Source organism: Gardnerella sp. c12Ub_1 (genome assembly GCF_055804375.1).
The window spans coordinates 736,950-750,807 of the sequence record NZ_JANUZC010000001.1; the positions used below are offsets into that span (position 1 = coordinate 736,950).

The window sequence follows — 13,858 nt, forward strand, 5'->3', positions numbered from 1 at the left end:
CCCATTTCTCACCAAAAATCCCCACTTTTTTGTAAAAAAATAATATTTTTTTAACTCAGATTGGAAACATGCAACGTGTATTAGCCTCGAGGTATACTTAAACGCCTAGTTTTAGCCCAACTTTTAAGAAGAACGGACACAAATGTCTACGTACTCCTCACAACTCAGCGAAGAACAACAAGCAGTTAATTGCGCTTACAGTCGATTAGATAACTTGCGTTCAACAATCCGAGCAAGGCTTGATTCTGTACGCGCTGCAGGCTCGCATGGCTCACCAACTCAGCGAACAGAACGAGATTCTTTTGCAACAATGTACGAAGATCGTTTAACGCAACTTAGAGCTGTAGAAGATAGACTCGTGTTCGGCAGACTAGACAGCCTAGAAGGCATAAGACGTTACATTGGAAGAATCGGTTTACTAAGCGAAAATCACGACCCAATCTTAACTGATTGGAGAGCAGAAGCAGCCAGACCATTCTACGAAGCAACTCCTTCAAATCATGGAGACATTGTTATGCGTAGGCACATAACTCTTAAATTCCGAGAAGTTGTAGGAGTTGAAGACGAGATTCTAGATATTCATTCAGACGAAGTAAACAAAGCATCTAAGCAAGGAACACTTACTGGCGAAGGTGCATTGCTTGCTTCTCTAGGTTCTCGTAGAACTGGAAAAATGACGGATATTGTTGCAACCATTCAGGCAGAACAAGACCGCATTATTCGCGCTCCTCTTGACCGTACAATTGTTGTTCAAGGTGGACCCGGTACAGGCAAAACTGCAGTAGCTTTGCACAGAGCAGCATACTTGCTCTACACGCATCGCAGAAAGCTTGAAAGATCAGGCGTTTTGATTGTAGGACCAAGCTCCGCATTCTTAAGATACATAGATCAAGTTTTGCCATCTTTGGGTGAAACTGGTGTTGTTAGCAGAACTATAGCGGATTTAATCCCAAACATTCATGCAACAGTGCAAGACACTCCTCATGCAGCAAAACTTAAGGGAATGTACCGCATGAAAAACGTTATTCAAAACGCTATTTGCGCAAGAATACGTATTCCTAAAGATTTGCCAACACTACGCATAAATGGTTTTGCTGTGCAATTAAAGAAGGAAGATATAGAGCTTGCGCAATTAGACGCTCAGCGCACACACCAGCCTCATAACCAGGCGCGTAAAACATTTGTAAAGTCAGTTATAAGTTCGCTTAGAAACAGGTATCTAGAACAACTTGATTATGTTCCTTCCCAAGCGGAGATATCCGACATTACTTCGCAACTTAGAATGGAAAATAAGCTCAAGATTACATTAAATCTTGCTTGGCTACCTATGAATGCTAATTGGCTTATAGACCAACTCTTTTCTAAACCTGAACAACTTCGCATATATGCTCCTTGGTTAAGTGAAAATGATATTCGTGCATTGATTAGACCAAAAGGAAGTCCTTTAACTCAGTCCGACATCCCACTTCTTGACGAAGCTATGGAGCTACTAGGCCCAGATCCAAAGATTGAAGCACAAAACGCTGCTCTCGCTCGTAAAAAACTCGAAGAACAGCAATATGCTTCCGATACTCTTGCACAAAATGGCATAGGGAATGGCATTATTACCGCCGATATGCTTATTGAGAATATTCAAGGTAACGATGCAAGTATGGTTGCAAATCTTGCCGCGTCTGATAGAGAGTGGACTTATGGCCATGTTGTTGTAGATGAAGCGCAAGAGCTTACTGCAATGGATTGGCGTATGCTAATACGCAGGTGCCCTTCACGCTCATTTACAATTGTTGGCGATGTTGCACAAACCTCCTCTTTAGGCGGTACACATAGTTGGCAAAAAAACATGAGCTCATTGTTTGGAAACGAAAACTGGGATCTTTATGAACTAACAATTAATTACCGTAATCCTAAAGAAGTTTCTGAAGCTGCAGGAAAAGTTGCAAATAATTCTGGCTTATATATATCAACAGTTAATGCAGTTAGATCTGTTCCAGATTCGCTTGTTACACATACGGTTCAGAATCAAAATGAGCTTAATAATATGCTTTCTAAATATTGCATTGACTTATTTAACGAATTTGTTTCCGAAGACGGAAGCGGACGCGTAGCAATTATTGTTCCTCAAGAACTAATAGAGCATGCAAACAAAATCGTTAAAAATACTCTTAGCAAGAATCTTTCGACTAAGAAATATGCACGCATAATTCAGCAAAACTTTGACGATAGTCAAATTAGCGTTTGCAATGCGGAAGATGTTAAGGGATTGGAATACGATGCGGTAATTCTAATGCAACCTTCTGCCATCGAGCAGGAAGCAGCATCCAGACTTAGCGCAGCGGCAAATCTATACGTTGCAATGACAAGACCAACACAGCGTCTTGTTGTCTTGCGCACACAAGACGACGCCAATTTTTCAAAGTAATAATCACGAAGTAAAAGTACTGAGTAAACCCAACTATTAACAACCTTGTTATTTGTTTGACCCTTTAATTGGGTCAAACAAATCAGGTTATCCCTCACACTATAACCATATTTATTCTAAGACTCAACGATTCGCTAACAAACAGCAAATCAACATTCACACAAACTCAAATACTCAAACCTATGCTTATTCAGCAACATTCACAAAGTGTTCACTCAATGTAAAACATTGCACAATCACTTACTTTTCTTAAGATCATCTATTGCACGTTCAAAATCTTCCAAACCAGTAAAATTCTGATATACGCTAGCAAAACGAAGATACGCCACCTCGTCTAGTTCACGCAACGGCTTTAATATTGCTTTTCCAACATCTTCGGATGTGATTTGAGCTAATCCACGAGCACGTAAATCAGCTTCAACTTCCATTCCAAGAGTCTTTAGCTCCTCAGAATCTATTGGTCTACCCTGGCAAGCTTTTCCAACACCAGCAACCACTTTTGCCCTATCAAAAGGTTCCACAGAACCAGAACGCTTCATAACAAGCAATTGCGTAGTTTCTACTGTTGTAAAACGATTACCACACATCTGACACTCGCGCCTACGACGGATTGAATATCCATCCTCGCTGATTCTAGTGTCAATAACCTTAGTATCGGAATTCTTACAAAAAGGACAATGCATATATACAGCATACTAAAAATTAATTAAATATGTTATATATATTTCAATGTTTTATATAAATAAATCGATTTTTTCATATTTTTCCTCGTATATTTTATAAAATTTATCGCAAAACACTCGAATAGATGGATATATAGATACATCCATAACAACAAGTTGTTCAACAATTGGTTTAACGCTTAAATCATGACAACTACAGCATGCAGAATCATCGCAATAATATAATGTAAACAAATCATATGAATCTGACGAATTATATTCATAATCTGTACTCATGAATACTCCATTCTAATAATATTTGTAATAATAAAATTAGTTGTCAATAAAAGGTACGCGTATAGACTGCCCTACTTCTAAATCTGGAGAATCAAGATTATTTAATTGCATAAGGTAATCAACAGAATCAGAAATATTGCCATTTTTATCTGTTATGGATTTTGCATAACTCCACAATGTATCTCCAGGGCGAACAGTATACGTTATAAAGGATTTTGATACGGCTGAAACAGCTGGCTTTGGCATAAAAATAATCCAAGCAAAGCAAACTAACGCAGAAAAAACTATAAAACGCATAAATAATTTATTTTTGCGTTTTTTGTAACTCTTATTAGTCAAAACAGCACGATTTGGTGTTGAATAATTAACGCCATCAAAAGAGTTCAACTTCTTATACATAACTATCCTTTCTTACGTTTTAATTGACATGAACATTTGTTCTATCGAACAAGTGTATTAATCTTGACACATTTGTTCTAAAGATGCAACGGCGTGTCGAACATATGTTTGATTTTTTTAGAAAAGTGTATTAGAATGTAAAACAACGAAAGGAGACACCATGAATACCACCCAAAACGAGCTTAGTGATTCTGCGGCGCACAACGCTGAGCCACTAACAGATCGCCAGAGAAAAATCATGGATGCTATACAGCAATGCCTCGAAGAACATGGATTCCCTCCATCATTTAGAGAAATAGGTGAAGCTGTAGGCTTAAGAAGTCCTTCTTCCGTAAAACATCAATTACGAGCACTCGAGATGAAAGGATTAATACGAATAAGTGCAAATAAAGGTAGAGCAATTGAAGTTATTGGAGATTTTATACAAAAGAATAAAGAAAAAGCCCATGCATTGCTTGAAAAACAATCAGCTATCGATGTGAGCATGTATAACAGTGAGTCTTTGATAAACTCTCACGATGTTCCTCTTGTTGGAAGAATCGCTGCAGGAACACCTATAACAGCTGAACAACATGTTGAAGATGTTATGCGTTTGCCAGAAAGACTTACTGGAAGCGGAAATCTGTTCATGCTAGAAGTGCATGGAGATTCAATGATTGACGCAGCAATTTGCGACGGTGATTATGTTGTTGTGCGAGAACAGAACGAAGCAACAAATGGAGATATTGTTGCTGCACTGCTAGATAACGAAGCAACTGTAAAGACGTTTAGAAAAGAAAATGGTCACGTTTGGCTTATGCCTCACAATCCAGCGTACTCCCCTATAGATGGATCTCACGCAAAGATAATGGGCAAAGTTGTTACCATTTTAAGAAAAATTTAATGATTTAAGAGATTTACAAGATTTACGAGATTAAAACAACTAAAGAACGATACTGTTAAACGGATACAAATAAGCATATAAATAAAATCGCTGTGACCTATAAATCATATAGATTCTAAATCACAGCGATTAGAGAAAATAGATGGATAACAAGTATGTGCTCGCTTATTAAAACAAATTCATTGTTTAAGCGAGTGGATGAGAATCCTTAATGGTTACAGAAATTTGGCGACCATTTGGAGCAGAGTAGCTAACAGTATCACCCGCTTTAGCGCCAATAATTGCAGCACCAATCGGAGATTCTGGACTAATAACATCGTAATCGGTAGCAACAGCAATATCACGAGAGCCAAGAACATAAGTCATCTCTCGACCAGCAAGATCTAAAGTAACAACAGAGCCATTGCCAACAAGGCCTTCCGCTGGAGCCTCAAGAATCTTTGCGTTGCGTAGCTTAACAATAAGCTCGTTAATACGACCTTCGTTCTTGCCCTGCTCTTCGCGAGCAGCCTGATAGCCACCGTTTTCAGACAAATCGCCTTCGGCGCGAGCAGCAGCAATACGCTCGGTGATTTCATCACGATATTCACCTTCGCGATGAGCTAATTCTTCCTTAAGCTTATCGTAGGCTTCTTTAGTCAATAGAATTACTTTTTCTTCAGCCATTTTGCAATCTCCTTAACAAAGAATAAAGAATAAAAGCAACAAAACAATCACTCGCGTTTAGCGAGTAGAAATAATATCAATCACAAAAACGAGGGTGTCCGAACCACCAATTCCAGCCTGCGGAACACCTCGTGAACCATAACCATACTCAGGCGGAATAGAAACAAGTAAGCGAGAACCAACATTATGTCCTGGAACAGTACGATCCCATCCCTGAATAACCTGTCCAACACCAATACCAAAGCTGGCAGGAGTATGACGAGCAAAACTAGAGTCAAAAGGCTCACTTGCCCCCCAAACAACACCGTGGTAATTAACGGTAACAGTATCTCCAGCACGAACCAAAGGCCCATTGCCTTCTACCAATTCAACAACCTTAAGCCCTGCTGGCGGCTCAAGCGCTGGGAACGTCACCGTTGGCGTAGTACCAAATTCCGCAACTACTTCTGGCATATCCTGTGCCATTTTGCCTCCTTTATAACCTCTTATAATCCCTTACAAACATGTGTAAATGCTTGCAAAAAGCCACTAACACTTACAAACTATTCATTAAAAACTTTGAATATTATAACAGTTTTGCAATTTTATAGCGTGTTTTAGATTAGCACTCAACCGCTACCTATGCCAATACGTATGTAACTTGCATAACAATATAGCAACACAATGCAAGCAAATATGCAAAACATTCTTAAGGAAAATGCAATAAAATAGCTATAAATGCAATGACTATAACTAGCACTCAACTACGTTCACAGCTAAGCCACCCTTAGATGTTTCGCGATATTTAGACATCATGTCTTGGCCAGTTTCCTTCATAGTTTTAATAGCACTATCCAAGCTAACAATATGAGAGCCATCACCTAGAAGAGCCATTCTAACAGCGTTAATAGCAGTGTTGGCAGCCATAGCATTGCGCTCGATACAAGGAATCTGAACCAAGCCACCAACCGGATCACAAGTGAGACCAAGATGATGCTCAATACCAATTTCGGCAGCATTTTCAACCTGCTGCGGAGTTCCGCCAAGAACTTCGCACAGGCCTGCAGCAGCCATAGAACACGCAGAACCAACTTCTCCCTGGCACCCAACTTCTGCACCAGAAATAGAAGCATTGCGCTTAAACAAATAGCCAACAGCTCCAGAAGCAAGAAGGAACTTTATTATTCCCTCCTCGCTAGAACTGTCTACAAAACGCCAATAGTATTGCAAAACAGCCGGAATAATACCAGCGGATCCATTAGTCGGAGCTGTAACAATACGACCACCTCCAGCGTTTTCTTCACTTACTGCAAGAGCAAAAAGATTTACCCATGCAGAGTCAGAAGCTTCCAGAGCGCAATCAGCTCGCCTACGATTTTGCTTAAGCATATCGGAATTTGCAGCAAGACGAGCATACATACGCGGAGCACGCCTATGAACCTCAAGTCCGCCTGGAAGAATCTGCTGCTTAGAGTTACATCCATGTTCAACACACTCTTCCATAACTTCCCAAACATGCAACAAATAGGAACGAACATATTCGGAATTACCGTTATGCAAAGCAAGTTCGTTTTGCCAAACAATGTCACTTATGCTCTTATGCTCTTTTTTGCAAATCGAGATAAGTTCTTTGCACGTTGTAAAAGGATATGGAACAGGAGAGTCTTCATGCGAATCACTAGAAGATTCAGAATCTTTAGGATTAGAATCTTTAGGGCTATATTCACTTCCTTCCACATTTTCATCAACGCGGTCATGCAAGCCAATCATCTTATCGTTTGCATTGCCTTTGCGAATAAATCCGCCACCAATCGAATACCAAACTTGTTCGTCAACAGTATTACCAAAGGAGTCCAAAGCAACAAACCGCATGCCATTAGGATGCGCAGCCATGCGCCGCCACTTTTCAAAAACAACGTCGGAATCGTAGTCAAATTCGATAGTATGACTATGTGCAAGCGTTAAAGTTCCGCTTTTCTTACAATCTTCTCGAATAGTCATCATGTGTTCTGTATCAACATCGTCTGGAAGGTTACCTTCAAGACCAGCAACCGATGCACGATCCGTACCATGCCCCAATCCAGTAAGAGACAAGGAACCATACAGTGTGACTCGCACATGCGAAACGTCTTTAAGCTTTCCATTCTTTTGAAGAGAAGTCACAAAAGCATTCGCTGCGCGCATAGGACCAACAGTGTGTGAAGAACTAGGACCTACACCAACCGAGAACATTTCTAAAATACTGAACACATATCTATTGTAAGCACAATTATTAGTAGGCACGACACGCTACATCAACGGTCACTATCATAAGAGTGCAAAACACTACCATCGTTTACATTATCAATCCAGTTTTCAATCAAGTGACTAACAAGATGCAAAACTAACCAGATAACAAAGGCAAAAATTACAGCACAAATCATAACAAACATTGCATTTCCACTCACAGGAACATGCAAATCAAAGAAATGCGCAACAAACGGTATAAATGCACCAATAACTCCAGCCGCAGCAAAGAATAAGACCATGATTCCACGCCAAGAAATAAGCGGCTTAGAAACTGTAGCCAAAACTGCAACACCGAGCACAAAAATAGTAACAGCACAAATAGTGCGAGTTACACCAACAGCGTGCACGGATTCAACAATAAGCCTAGAAGCGTTAGCGTTAGAAGAATCAAGACCACGCGCAAGCATTAAAGGAGAAAGAATGGACACAACCAAAACAGACACAGCAACAGCTATACCATTTGGTAAAGCAAAACGAACAACACGATGCAAGAATCCAGGAACGTAGCGCCTTGTATTAGGAGCCAAAGCTAGCAAAAATGCTGGAATACCAATGGTTAACGAACCGATATAGGTTATGTGACGAGGCAAATATGGGAAATTAAGACCGAGCAAAACCACACCTGCAGAAATTAGTGCAGAATACACGGTTTTAACAAGGAACAGTCCTGCAACACGTTCCATGTTTGCCATTACTTGACGACCCTTAGCAACAACATCTGGAAGATGCGAGAAGCGTGAGTCAACAAGCACAACTTGCGCAACAGCTTTAGCAGCTGGAGCAGCGTTACCCATTGCAACGCCTAAGTCTGCCTCTTTGAGCGCAAGCGTGTCGTTCACACCGTCGCCAGTCATAGCTACAACATGGCCTTTAGAGTGCAAAGCTTGAACAATCGCCTTTTTTTGATCTGGCAAAACGCGACCAAGAACATCAACGTTTTCAAGAACCTCGGCAAGTTGATTTATATCTTTAGGCAACTGCCTTGCGTCCATCGAAACAGGCTTTGAGTCACCAGTTAGACCAACTTTTTCGGCAACAGATGCAACGGTTGTTGGATTATCGCCAGAAATAACGCGACACCTAACACCTTGCTGTCTAAACCAAGCAAGAGTTTGACGAGCATCATCACGTATTTTCTCTGAGCATCGAACTAAAGCAACAGGGCGAGCGCTTGTGGACACTACTGGAGAACTGGAGAACGTTGCGTTATTAGAATCGCCAGAATCACTATAAGCAACAGCTAGAAGAAGAACACGATTACCCTGCTGAGCGTATTCGTTTACACGATTCAAAATTTGCTTAAACGAATCCGTTAAATGGTAATTATCGAGAGGAGAATCGCCAGCAACCGCAGAATCGCTGATTCCGCCTTCTGCAACCGCTGGAGCAATAGAACCGTGCAAATCGCCAGAAGCAACGCTAGATTTGCGTGCACAAATCGCAGTTGCTAAAACCTCTGGAGCACCCATATACCACGTTTCAAATCTACCGTCTTTTAGCGCGTAGCGTATTGCGCTCCACTTTCTTGCAGACGAAAATGGCAAGCGAGCGCTAACACTAGAAGCAGAGGAAACACCTTGATTTTTAAGACCTTCCATAATGGCAGAACCTGTAGCATTTGGATTTTCTTCGTTAGACAAGTCAAACAAAGCTTGATTCACCAAACGATTCGAGCCATCACCAATCAAGTCAACACCAACAAACGCGATTCCACCATCCGTAATCGTGCCAGTTTTGTCTAGATTAAGGCAATCCACTCGAGCCAAAGTTTCAACAGATTCAAGCTCCTGAACCAACGTTTTTTTACGCGCAAGACGCATTGCAGCAACAGCAAAGTTAAGCGAAGTTAAAAGAACAAGCCCTTCTGGAATCATACCAACAACGCCAGCAACAGCAGAAACAACAGCGCTCTTCCACTGCCCCGTCTGTAAAGCTACAGCAAATCCGCCAACCTTATTGATTTGCGACCAAACAAGCAAAACGCAAAGAGGAACAACAACAATCGTCATCCACTTTAGAATCGTGTTAATTCCACGACTCAAATCGGAGATTGTTTTTGTATAGACCTTTGCTTGTGCAGCAAGCTTAGACGCATAGCTGTTATCTCCTACAGCTGTAACGCGCATTAAAGCAACGCCAGAAACCGCAGTAGACCCAGAATAAACAAAGTCGTCCGCAGCCTTACGAACGGTCACAGATTCGCCCGTAAGCATGGACTCGTCCATTTCTAAGCCCCAAGATTTAACAACATTTGCATCTGCAGGAACCTGGTCGCCAGAACGAACCCACAACAAATCACCAAGCACAATATCGCTATGATCAACATAAACATTTTTGCCTTCTCGCCGAACAATCGATTTGGAAGCAACAAGAATCGAAAGACGGTCGAGCGTACGCTTTGCGCGCAACTCCGTAACAACACCAATACCCGTGTTAATAAGAATCACAAAGCCAAAAACAGCGTCTTTCCAAGAACCAGTGACAAGCACAACAACCATTGCTGCAAAAATGATTGCGTTAAAAAGAGTAAACACGTTTGCGCGCACAATAGAAAGAACGGACCTAGATGTGCGATTATTTGTAACATTTACAAATCCGCGATTTACAGCATCAAAAACTTCGCTTTGCGTTAAACCTTGTTCGCTGACATCTGGCAAATCAGGGAAATCGGAGATATTCACAGAATCTGTAGAATCTGTAGAGCTTTGCGAATCATGCATTTTTTGCAAACTCGTAACGTTAGCGCTAATCTTTGTCATTTATAACCACATCCCTACTGTGAGGCGTATTGTCAATCACAGATTGAACGATTTTTAGAAGACTAGAATGTTGGATTTTACCGAAACTCTTAATTAGATTTGCGTCAAACAAATTCTCGCCATCTAAATCCTTAAGAATATAAAGCTTTGCTGCATACAAAGTGCGGTCCTTAGGTGGATTTTGTGGATTAACAAGCACAACAGGAATCCCAGCAGAGCGCACATATTCAAGCGCATTAGTCCAAGCTTTGCGAGCCTTTAGATCAACATGCGCACCACCAGCATTGCTTTTAACGCTATAATCAACGCGATCTAATCTATCAACATTAATATTGTTTATCAAAATAATAGACACAGGCTGATTTGAAGCATCTGTAATTGCCTCTTGCGAAGCAAAATTAGCATTTTTGACGTCTGCAATCGAAGTATATGATGCATGCAAACCAGATTTCTCACACATATGCAAAAGCTTAGAATCAAGAGCCGCCTGCCTGGATCCAACTACAAACAACTTTATGTCTTCTACATCAATACCATCATGAACAATGTCATCCAAATGCCCGCTATCGCCAACAGCGTGGCCCTGAGGAGTGCAAGCACTTAGAGACGCAAATAAGAAAATCACCAATGCGGACGCAAAAGCCGAAACAACATAACTACGTTTGCACAAAACAGCACGAATCGCACGCATAAGAACGTGTTTTGTTTTGCGCATAAAGACCATAAGACTTTTATAGCACAAATTAGGAACGAAGCATATTGAGAACAGCGCAAGAGTTCGTGGTAAGCGGCAAACATCGTAGATAACAAAAACGCCGCTAAAACTAGCGGCGCAAAATTTGTACCCCCTAAGAGAGTCGAACTCTTGTTGTCAGATTGAAAGTCTGGTGTCCTAACCGTTAGACGAAGGGGGCTTTTAACCAAACCATATGATATTAACACTCATGCGCAGTTCTTGCAAATTACGGCGTGTTGAAGGAAGATAACGCGATTCTAACAAAGCACACCACACAAGCACGCGCTACGCATTACGCACTGCATCACAATCAAATACACAACTCACTTTTTAACAACATATGTCAAATCGTGAATCACGCGACCAGCATCTAATCCCTTGCGCTCAAAATTCGTCAAAACACGCCCATCAAAGCGACGCGACTCAACAAAATCCGCATGAGGCAAATCGCCAGCATCTTGTGCATTCCCCTTGCCAACATGCTCCGTAGGCAAACTCACGCGCAAATCTCCAGCGTTTTCAAAGCACGCCAAAGAATCCATAACCTCGTGAACATGCAACGCGTAATCCTCAATATCTGTAGCAATTCGCCAAACTCCGCCCACAACAAGCGCATTATGCACAGACTTAGCCAAAGATGGCTGAACAATTCGGCGCTTGTGATGACGCATTTTAGGCCAAGGGTCTGGGAAAAATGTCCAAACTTCTGCCAAAACACCACTTTTGCACGCTGCAAGAAAATCAGGAGCGTTAACTTGAGCAATTCGCAAATTATGCAAATCCTGCTTTCCAGCCAAAAGCATAGTGTGCGCTACGCCTGGGTCGTAAACTTCTAGCGCAAGAAAATTCGTATTCGGATTTGCTGCAGCAGCCGCAACAATGTTCTCGCCCTGACCCGAGCCGATTTCTACAATCAACGGATTAGCATTGCCCCAATTGGCCTCAATCCATTGCGAATCAACACATAAATCGCTTTTTACGCGCAAAGACCCATCGCCATCTGCAATGCATAGCAAATAAGTACCAGAGTAGCGTTGCTTGGCTTTTTCCAAGCGCGCGTCGAGCCTAGCAGACCTTCGCACAAACGAAAGAATAGCCCTAGCAGATGCGTGCGTTTGTTTAGGCTTGGAAGAGTCGCCAGAAACCGCGCGACCATCCTCGCGACCAGTCAAATCGCTAAAAGAGTGGCCACTATGCAAATCGTCACTTGCACTATCTACATTAAAATCGTTCATTTTTAGCCAATCTTCCTTATTTTCTTGCATACGCGACTTAATCACAACTCATCGAATAATATCAAACGCGCAAAACACTGGCACAAATACCAACACAATCACAAACAATCACAAACACTGGAACAAATACAAACAATGCCAAAAACACAATATGATTCAAGCGCTATAATTTCACTATAACATTATGCAAAACAGCATATGTAAGAAAGGAAAACGGTAAACAATGACTATTCTAGTTACAGGCGGATGCGGCTACATTGGCGCACACGTTGTACACGCTCTTCACCAAGCAAAGCAAAACGTTGTAGTTGTAGACGATTTGAGCTACGGAAAGCCTACAAGAATTGAAGGCGCGCGACTTTACGGAATGGACATTGCTTCCCCAGACGCTGGAGCGCGACTTGCGCAAATAATGGAGGAAAATAACGTTGACTCTGTGATTCACTTTGCTGCGCGAAAGCAAGTTGGAGAGTCCGTAGAAAAGCCACTTTGGTACTACCAGCAGAACATTAATGGCATGCTTAACGTTTTAGAAGGAATGCGCCAAAGTGGTGCTAAAAAGCTTGTTTTTTCGTCTAGCGCGGCCACGTATGGCGAGCCGCCTGTAGAAGTTGTGCCAGAAGACGTTGTGCCAATGCTTCCGATTAATCCGTACGGCCAAACTAAACTTTTTGGCGAGTGGATGGCACGCGCTTGCGAACACACTTATGGAATTCGTTTTTGCGCACTTCGCTATTTTAACGTTGCGGGATGCGGGCCTGTGGAGCTAGAAGATCCTGCGATTTTGAACCTGATTCCTATGCTTTTAGATAGGTTGCAGCAAGGCAAAGCTCCTGCGATTTTTGGTAATGACTACCCTACTGCCGACGGCACTTGCATTCGCGACTACATTCATGTTTCGGATCTTGCAGACGCGCACATTGCAGCGCTTAGCTATTTAGATCGCGATGAGCGCAAGTATGACGCTTTTAACGTTGGAACGGGCAAAGGCACTTCTGTTCGTCAAATTGTAGACGAAGTTAGGCGCGTTACTGGATTGCCATTTAGAGAGGCGATTTTAGGGCGTAGAGCTGGCGATCCGCCACAATTGATTGGAAGCACTAAGCGCATTAACGAAGAGATGGGGTGGCATGCGCGCTACAACGTTAAGGATATTGTGGAATCCGCATGGGAAGCTTGGCAAGCAAATCCAAATCATCATATTGACGTTGAATCGTGGAAGCAAGTTGACTAAGCAGGTTGACTAGCTTATAAACAAAAAACGCGCGGCAAAAATGCTGCGCGTTTTGTTATTTAGTTTTTGTTTATTTACTTGTGGCTCCGAGCGGGATCGATCCGCTGACCTAGCGATTTTCAGTCGCTCGCTCTACCAACTGAGCTACAGAGCCATGATGAATAAAAAACCCGGCGAACCGGGCCTTTACTAATCGCGACCCCGGCCGGACTTGAACCGGTGACCTCCGCCGTGACAGGGCGGCGCTCTAACCAACTGAGCTACGGGGCCGTGGCTTTGTTCCATTGAACAGCCGAGTTA

General features: G+C 42.1%; 11 protein-coding genes and 3 tRNA genes. 3 read left to right on the top strand and 11 right to left on the bottom strand.

Annotated elements, in window-relative coordinates:
* Positions 1-142: 142 nt before the first annotated feature.
* Positions 143-2,419: a HelD family protein gene (locus tag NYP65_RS02965; protein ID WP_473410590.1), complete on the top strand. Its 2,277-nt coding sequence runs from the start codon at positions 143-145 to the stop codon at positions 2,417-2,419.
* Positions 2,420-2,655: 236 nt separating this feature from the next.
* On the opposite strand, the gene nrdR is transcribed toward NYP65_RS02965, so the two are convergent.
* Entirely contained in the window at positions 2,656-3,102 is a 447-nt protein-coding gene (nrdR, locus tag NYP65_RS02970; protein WP_032812895.1) for a transcriptional regulator NrdR, read from the bottom strand.
* Positions 3,103-3,414: 312 nt separating this feature from the next.
* The gene (locus tag NYP65_RS02975) at positions 3,415-3,777 is read right to left on the bottom strand and encodes a LysM peptidoglycan-binding domain-containing protein (RefSeq protein ID WP_004130081.1); all 363 of its coding nucleotides are present in this window, start codon (positions 3,775-3,777) and stop codon (positions 3,415-3,417) included.
* A 160-nt stretch (positions 3,778-3,937) separates the two neighbouring features.
* Here NYP65_RS02975 and lexA point away from each other — a divergent pair, with 160 nt between their 5' ends.
* Positions 3,938-4,660: a transcriptional repressor LexA gene (gene lexA, locus NYP65_RS02980; RefSeq protein WP_004130078.1), complete on the top strand. Its 723-nt coding sequence runs from the start codon at positions 3,938-3,940 to the stop codon at positions 4,658-4,660.
* A 186-nt stretch (positions 4,661-4,846) separates the two neighbouring features.
* Here lexA and NYP65_RS02985 read toward each other — a convergent pair whose 3' ends face one another.
* The 7 genes from NYP65_RS02985 to trmB all read right to left on the bottom strand — a co-directional run bounded on the left by NYP65_RS02985 (position 4,847) and on the right by trmB (position 12,354).
* Positions 4,847-5,326: a GreA/GreB family elongation factor gene (locus tag NYP65_RS02985; RefSeq protein ID WP_004130077.1), complete on the bottom strand. Its 480-nt coding sequence runs from the start codon at positions 5,324-5,326 to the stop codon at positions 4,847-4,849.
* Positions 5,327-5,383: 57 nt separating this feature from the next.
* Positions 5,384-5,791 (bottom strand): FKBP-type peptidyl-prolyl cis-trans isomerase, encoded by a 408-nt coding sequence (locus NYP65_RS02990; protein WP_004130076.1) that lies wholly within the window; start codon positions 5,789-5,791, stop codon positions 5,384-5,386.
* 267 nt (positions 5,792-6,058) lie between these two features.
* Positions 6,059-7,537 (bottom strand): L-serine ammonia-lyase, encoded by a 1,479-nt coding sequence (locus NYP65_RS02995; RefSeq protein WP_473410779.1) that lies wholly within the window; start codon positions 7,535-7,537, stop codon positions 6,059-6,061.
* A 62-nt stretch (positions 7,538-7,599) separates the two neighbouring features.
* A complete protein-coding gene (locus tag NYP65_RS03000; protein ID WP_473410780.1) occupies positions 7,600-10,314 on the bottom strand; it encodes an HAD-IC family P-type ATPase in 2,715 nt (904 codons plus the stop codon).
* A 25-nt stretch (positions 10,315-10,339) separates the two neighbouring features.
* The gene (locus NYP65_RS03005) at positions 10,340-11,077 is read right to left on the bottom strand and encodes a hypothetical protein (RefSeq protein ID WP_018619866.1); all 738 of its coding nucleotides are present in this window, start codon (positions 11,075-11,077) and stop codon (positions 10,340-10,342) included.
* A gap of 118 nt (positions 11,078-11,195) precedes the next feature.
* Positions 11,196-11,267: transfer RNA gene (locus NYP65_RS03010), tRNA-Glu, on the bottom strand.
* A gap of 145 nt (positions 11,268-11,412) precedes the next feature.
* Positions 11,413-12,354: a tRNA (guanosine(46)-N7)-methyltransferase TrmB gene (trmB, locus tag NYP65_RS03015; protein ID WP_004130072.1), complete on the bottom strand. Its 942-nt coding sequence runs from the start codon at positions 12,352-12,354 to the stop codon at positions 11,413-11,415.
* 193 nt (positions 12,355-12,547) lie between these two features.
* On the opposite strand from trmB, the gene galE reads away from it, so the two are divergent.
* Positions 12,548-13,558, top strand: a complete 1,011-nt coding sequence (gene galE / locus NYP65_RS03020; RefSeq protein ID WP_415684916.1) for a UDP-glucose 4-epimerase GalE — start codon at positions 12,548-12,550, stop codon at positions 13,556-13,558.
* An 81-nt stretch (positions 13,559-13,639) separates the two neighbouring features.
* Here galE and NYP65_RS03025 read toward each other — a convergent pair.
* Positions 13,640-13,712 (bottom strand) — tRNA-Phe (locus tag NYP65_RS03025).
* Between the two features lie 42 nt (positions 13,713-13,754).
* Positions 13,755-13,828: transfer RNA gene (locus tag NYP65_RS03030), tRNA-Asp, on the bottom strand.
* Between the last annotated feature and the right edge of the window lie 30 nt (positions 13,829-13,858).

Excerpts from the sequence above, each read along its gene's own strand:
- NYP65_RS02965 (WP_473410590.1), top strand. The coding sequence starts at position 143 with ATGTCTACGTACTCCTCACAACTCAGCGAAGAACAACAAGCAGTTAAT.
- nrdR (WP_032812895.1), bottom strand. The coding sequence starts at position 3,102 with ATGCATTGTCCTTTTTGTAAGAATTCCGATACTAAGGTTATTGACACT.
- NYP65_RS02975 (WP_004130081.1), bottom strand. The coding sequence starts at position 3,777 with ATGTATAAGAAGTTGAACTCTTTTGATGGCGTTAATTATTCAACACCA.
- lexA (WP_004130078.1), top strand. The coding sequence starts at position 3,938 with ATGAATACCACCCAAAACGAGCTTAGTGATTCTGCGGCGCACAACGCT.
- NYP65_RS02985 (WP_004130077.1), bottom strand. The coding sequence starts at position 5,326 with ATGGCTGAAGAAAAAGTAATTCTATTGACTAAAGAAGCCTACGATAAG.
- NYP65_RS02990 (WP_004130076.1), bottom strand. The coding sequence starts at position 5,791 with ATGGCACAGGATATGCCAGAAGTAGTTGCGGAATTTGGTACTACGCCA.
- NYP65_RS02995 (WP_473410779.1), bottom strand. The coding sequence starts at position 7,537 with ATGTTCTCGGTTGGTGTAGGTCCTAGTTCTTCACACACTGTTGGTCCT.
- NYP65_RS03000 (WP_473410780.1), bottom strand. The coding sequence starts at position 10,314 with ATGCATGATTCGCAAAGCTCTACAGATTCTACAGATTCTGTGAATATC.
- NYP65_RS03005 (WP_018619866.1), bottom strand. The coding sequence starts at position 11,077 with ATGGTCTTTATGCGCAAAACAAAACACGTTCTTATGCGTGCGATTCGT.
- trmB (WP_004130072.1), bottom strand. The coding sequence starts at position 12,354 with ATGCAAGAAAATAAGGAAGATTGGCTAAAAATGAACGATTTTAATGTA.
- galE (WP_415684916.1), top strand. The coding sequence starts at position 12,548 with ATGACTATTCTAGTTACAGGCGGATGCGGCTACATTGGCGCACACGTT.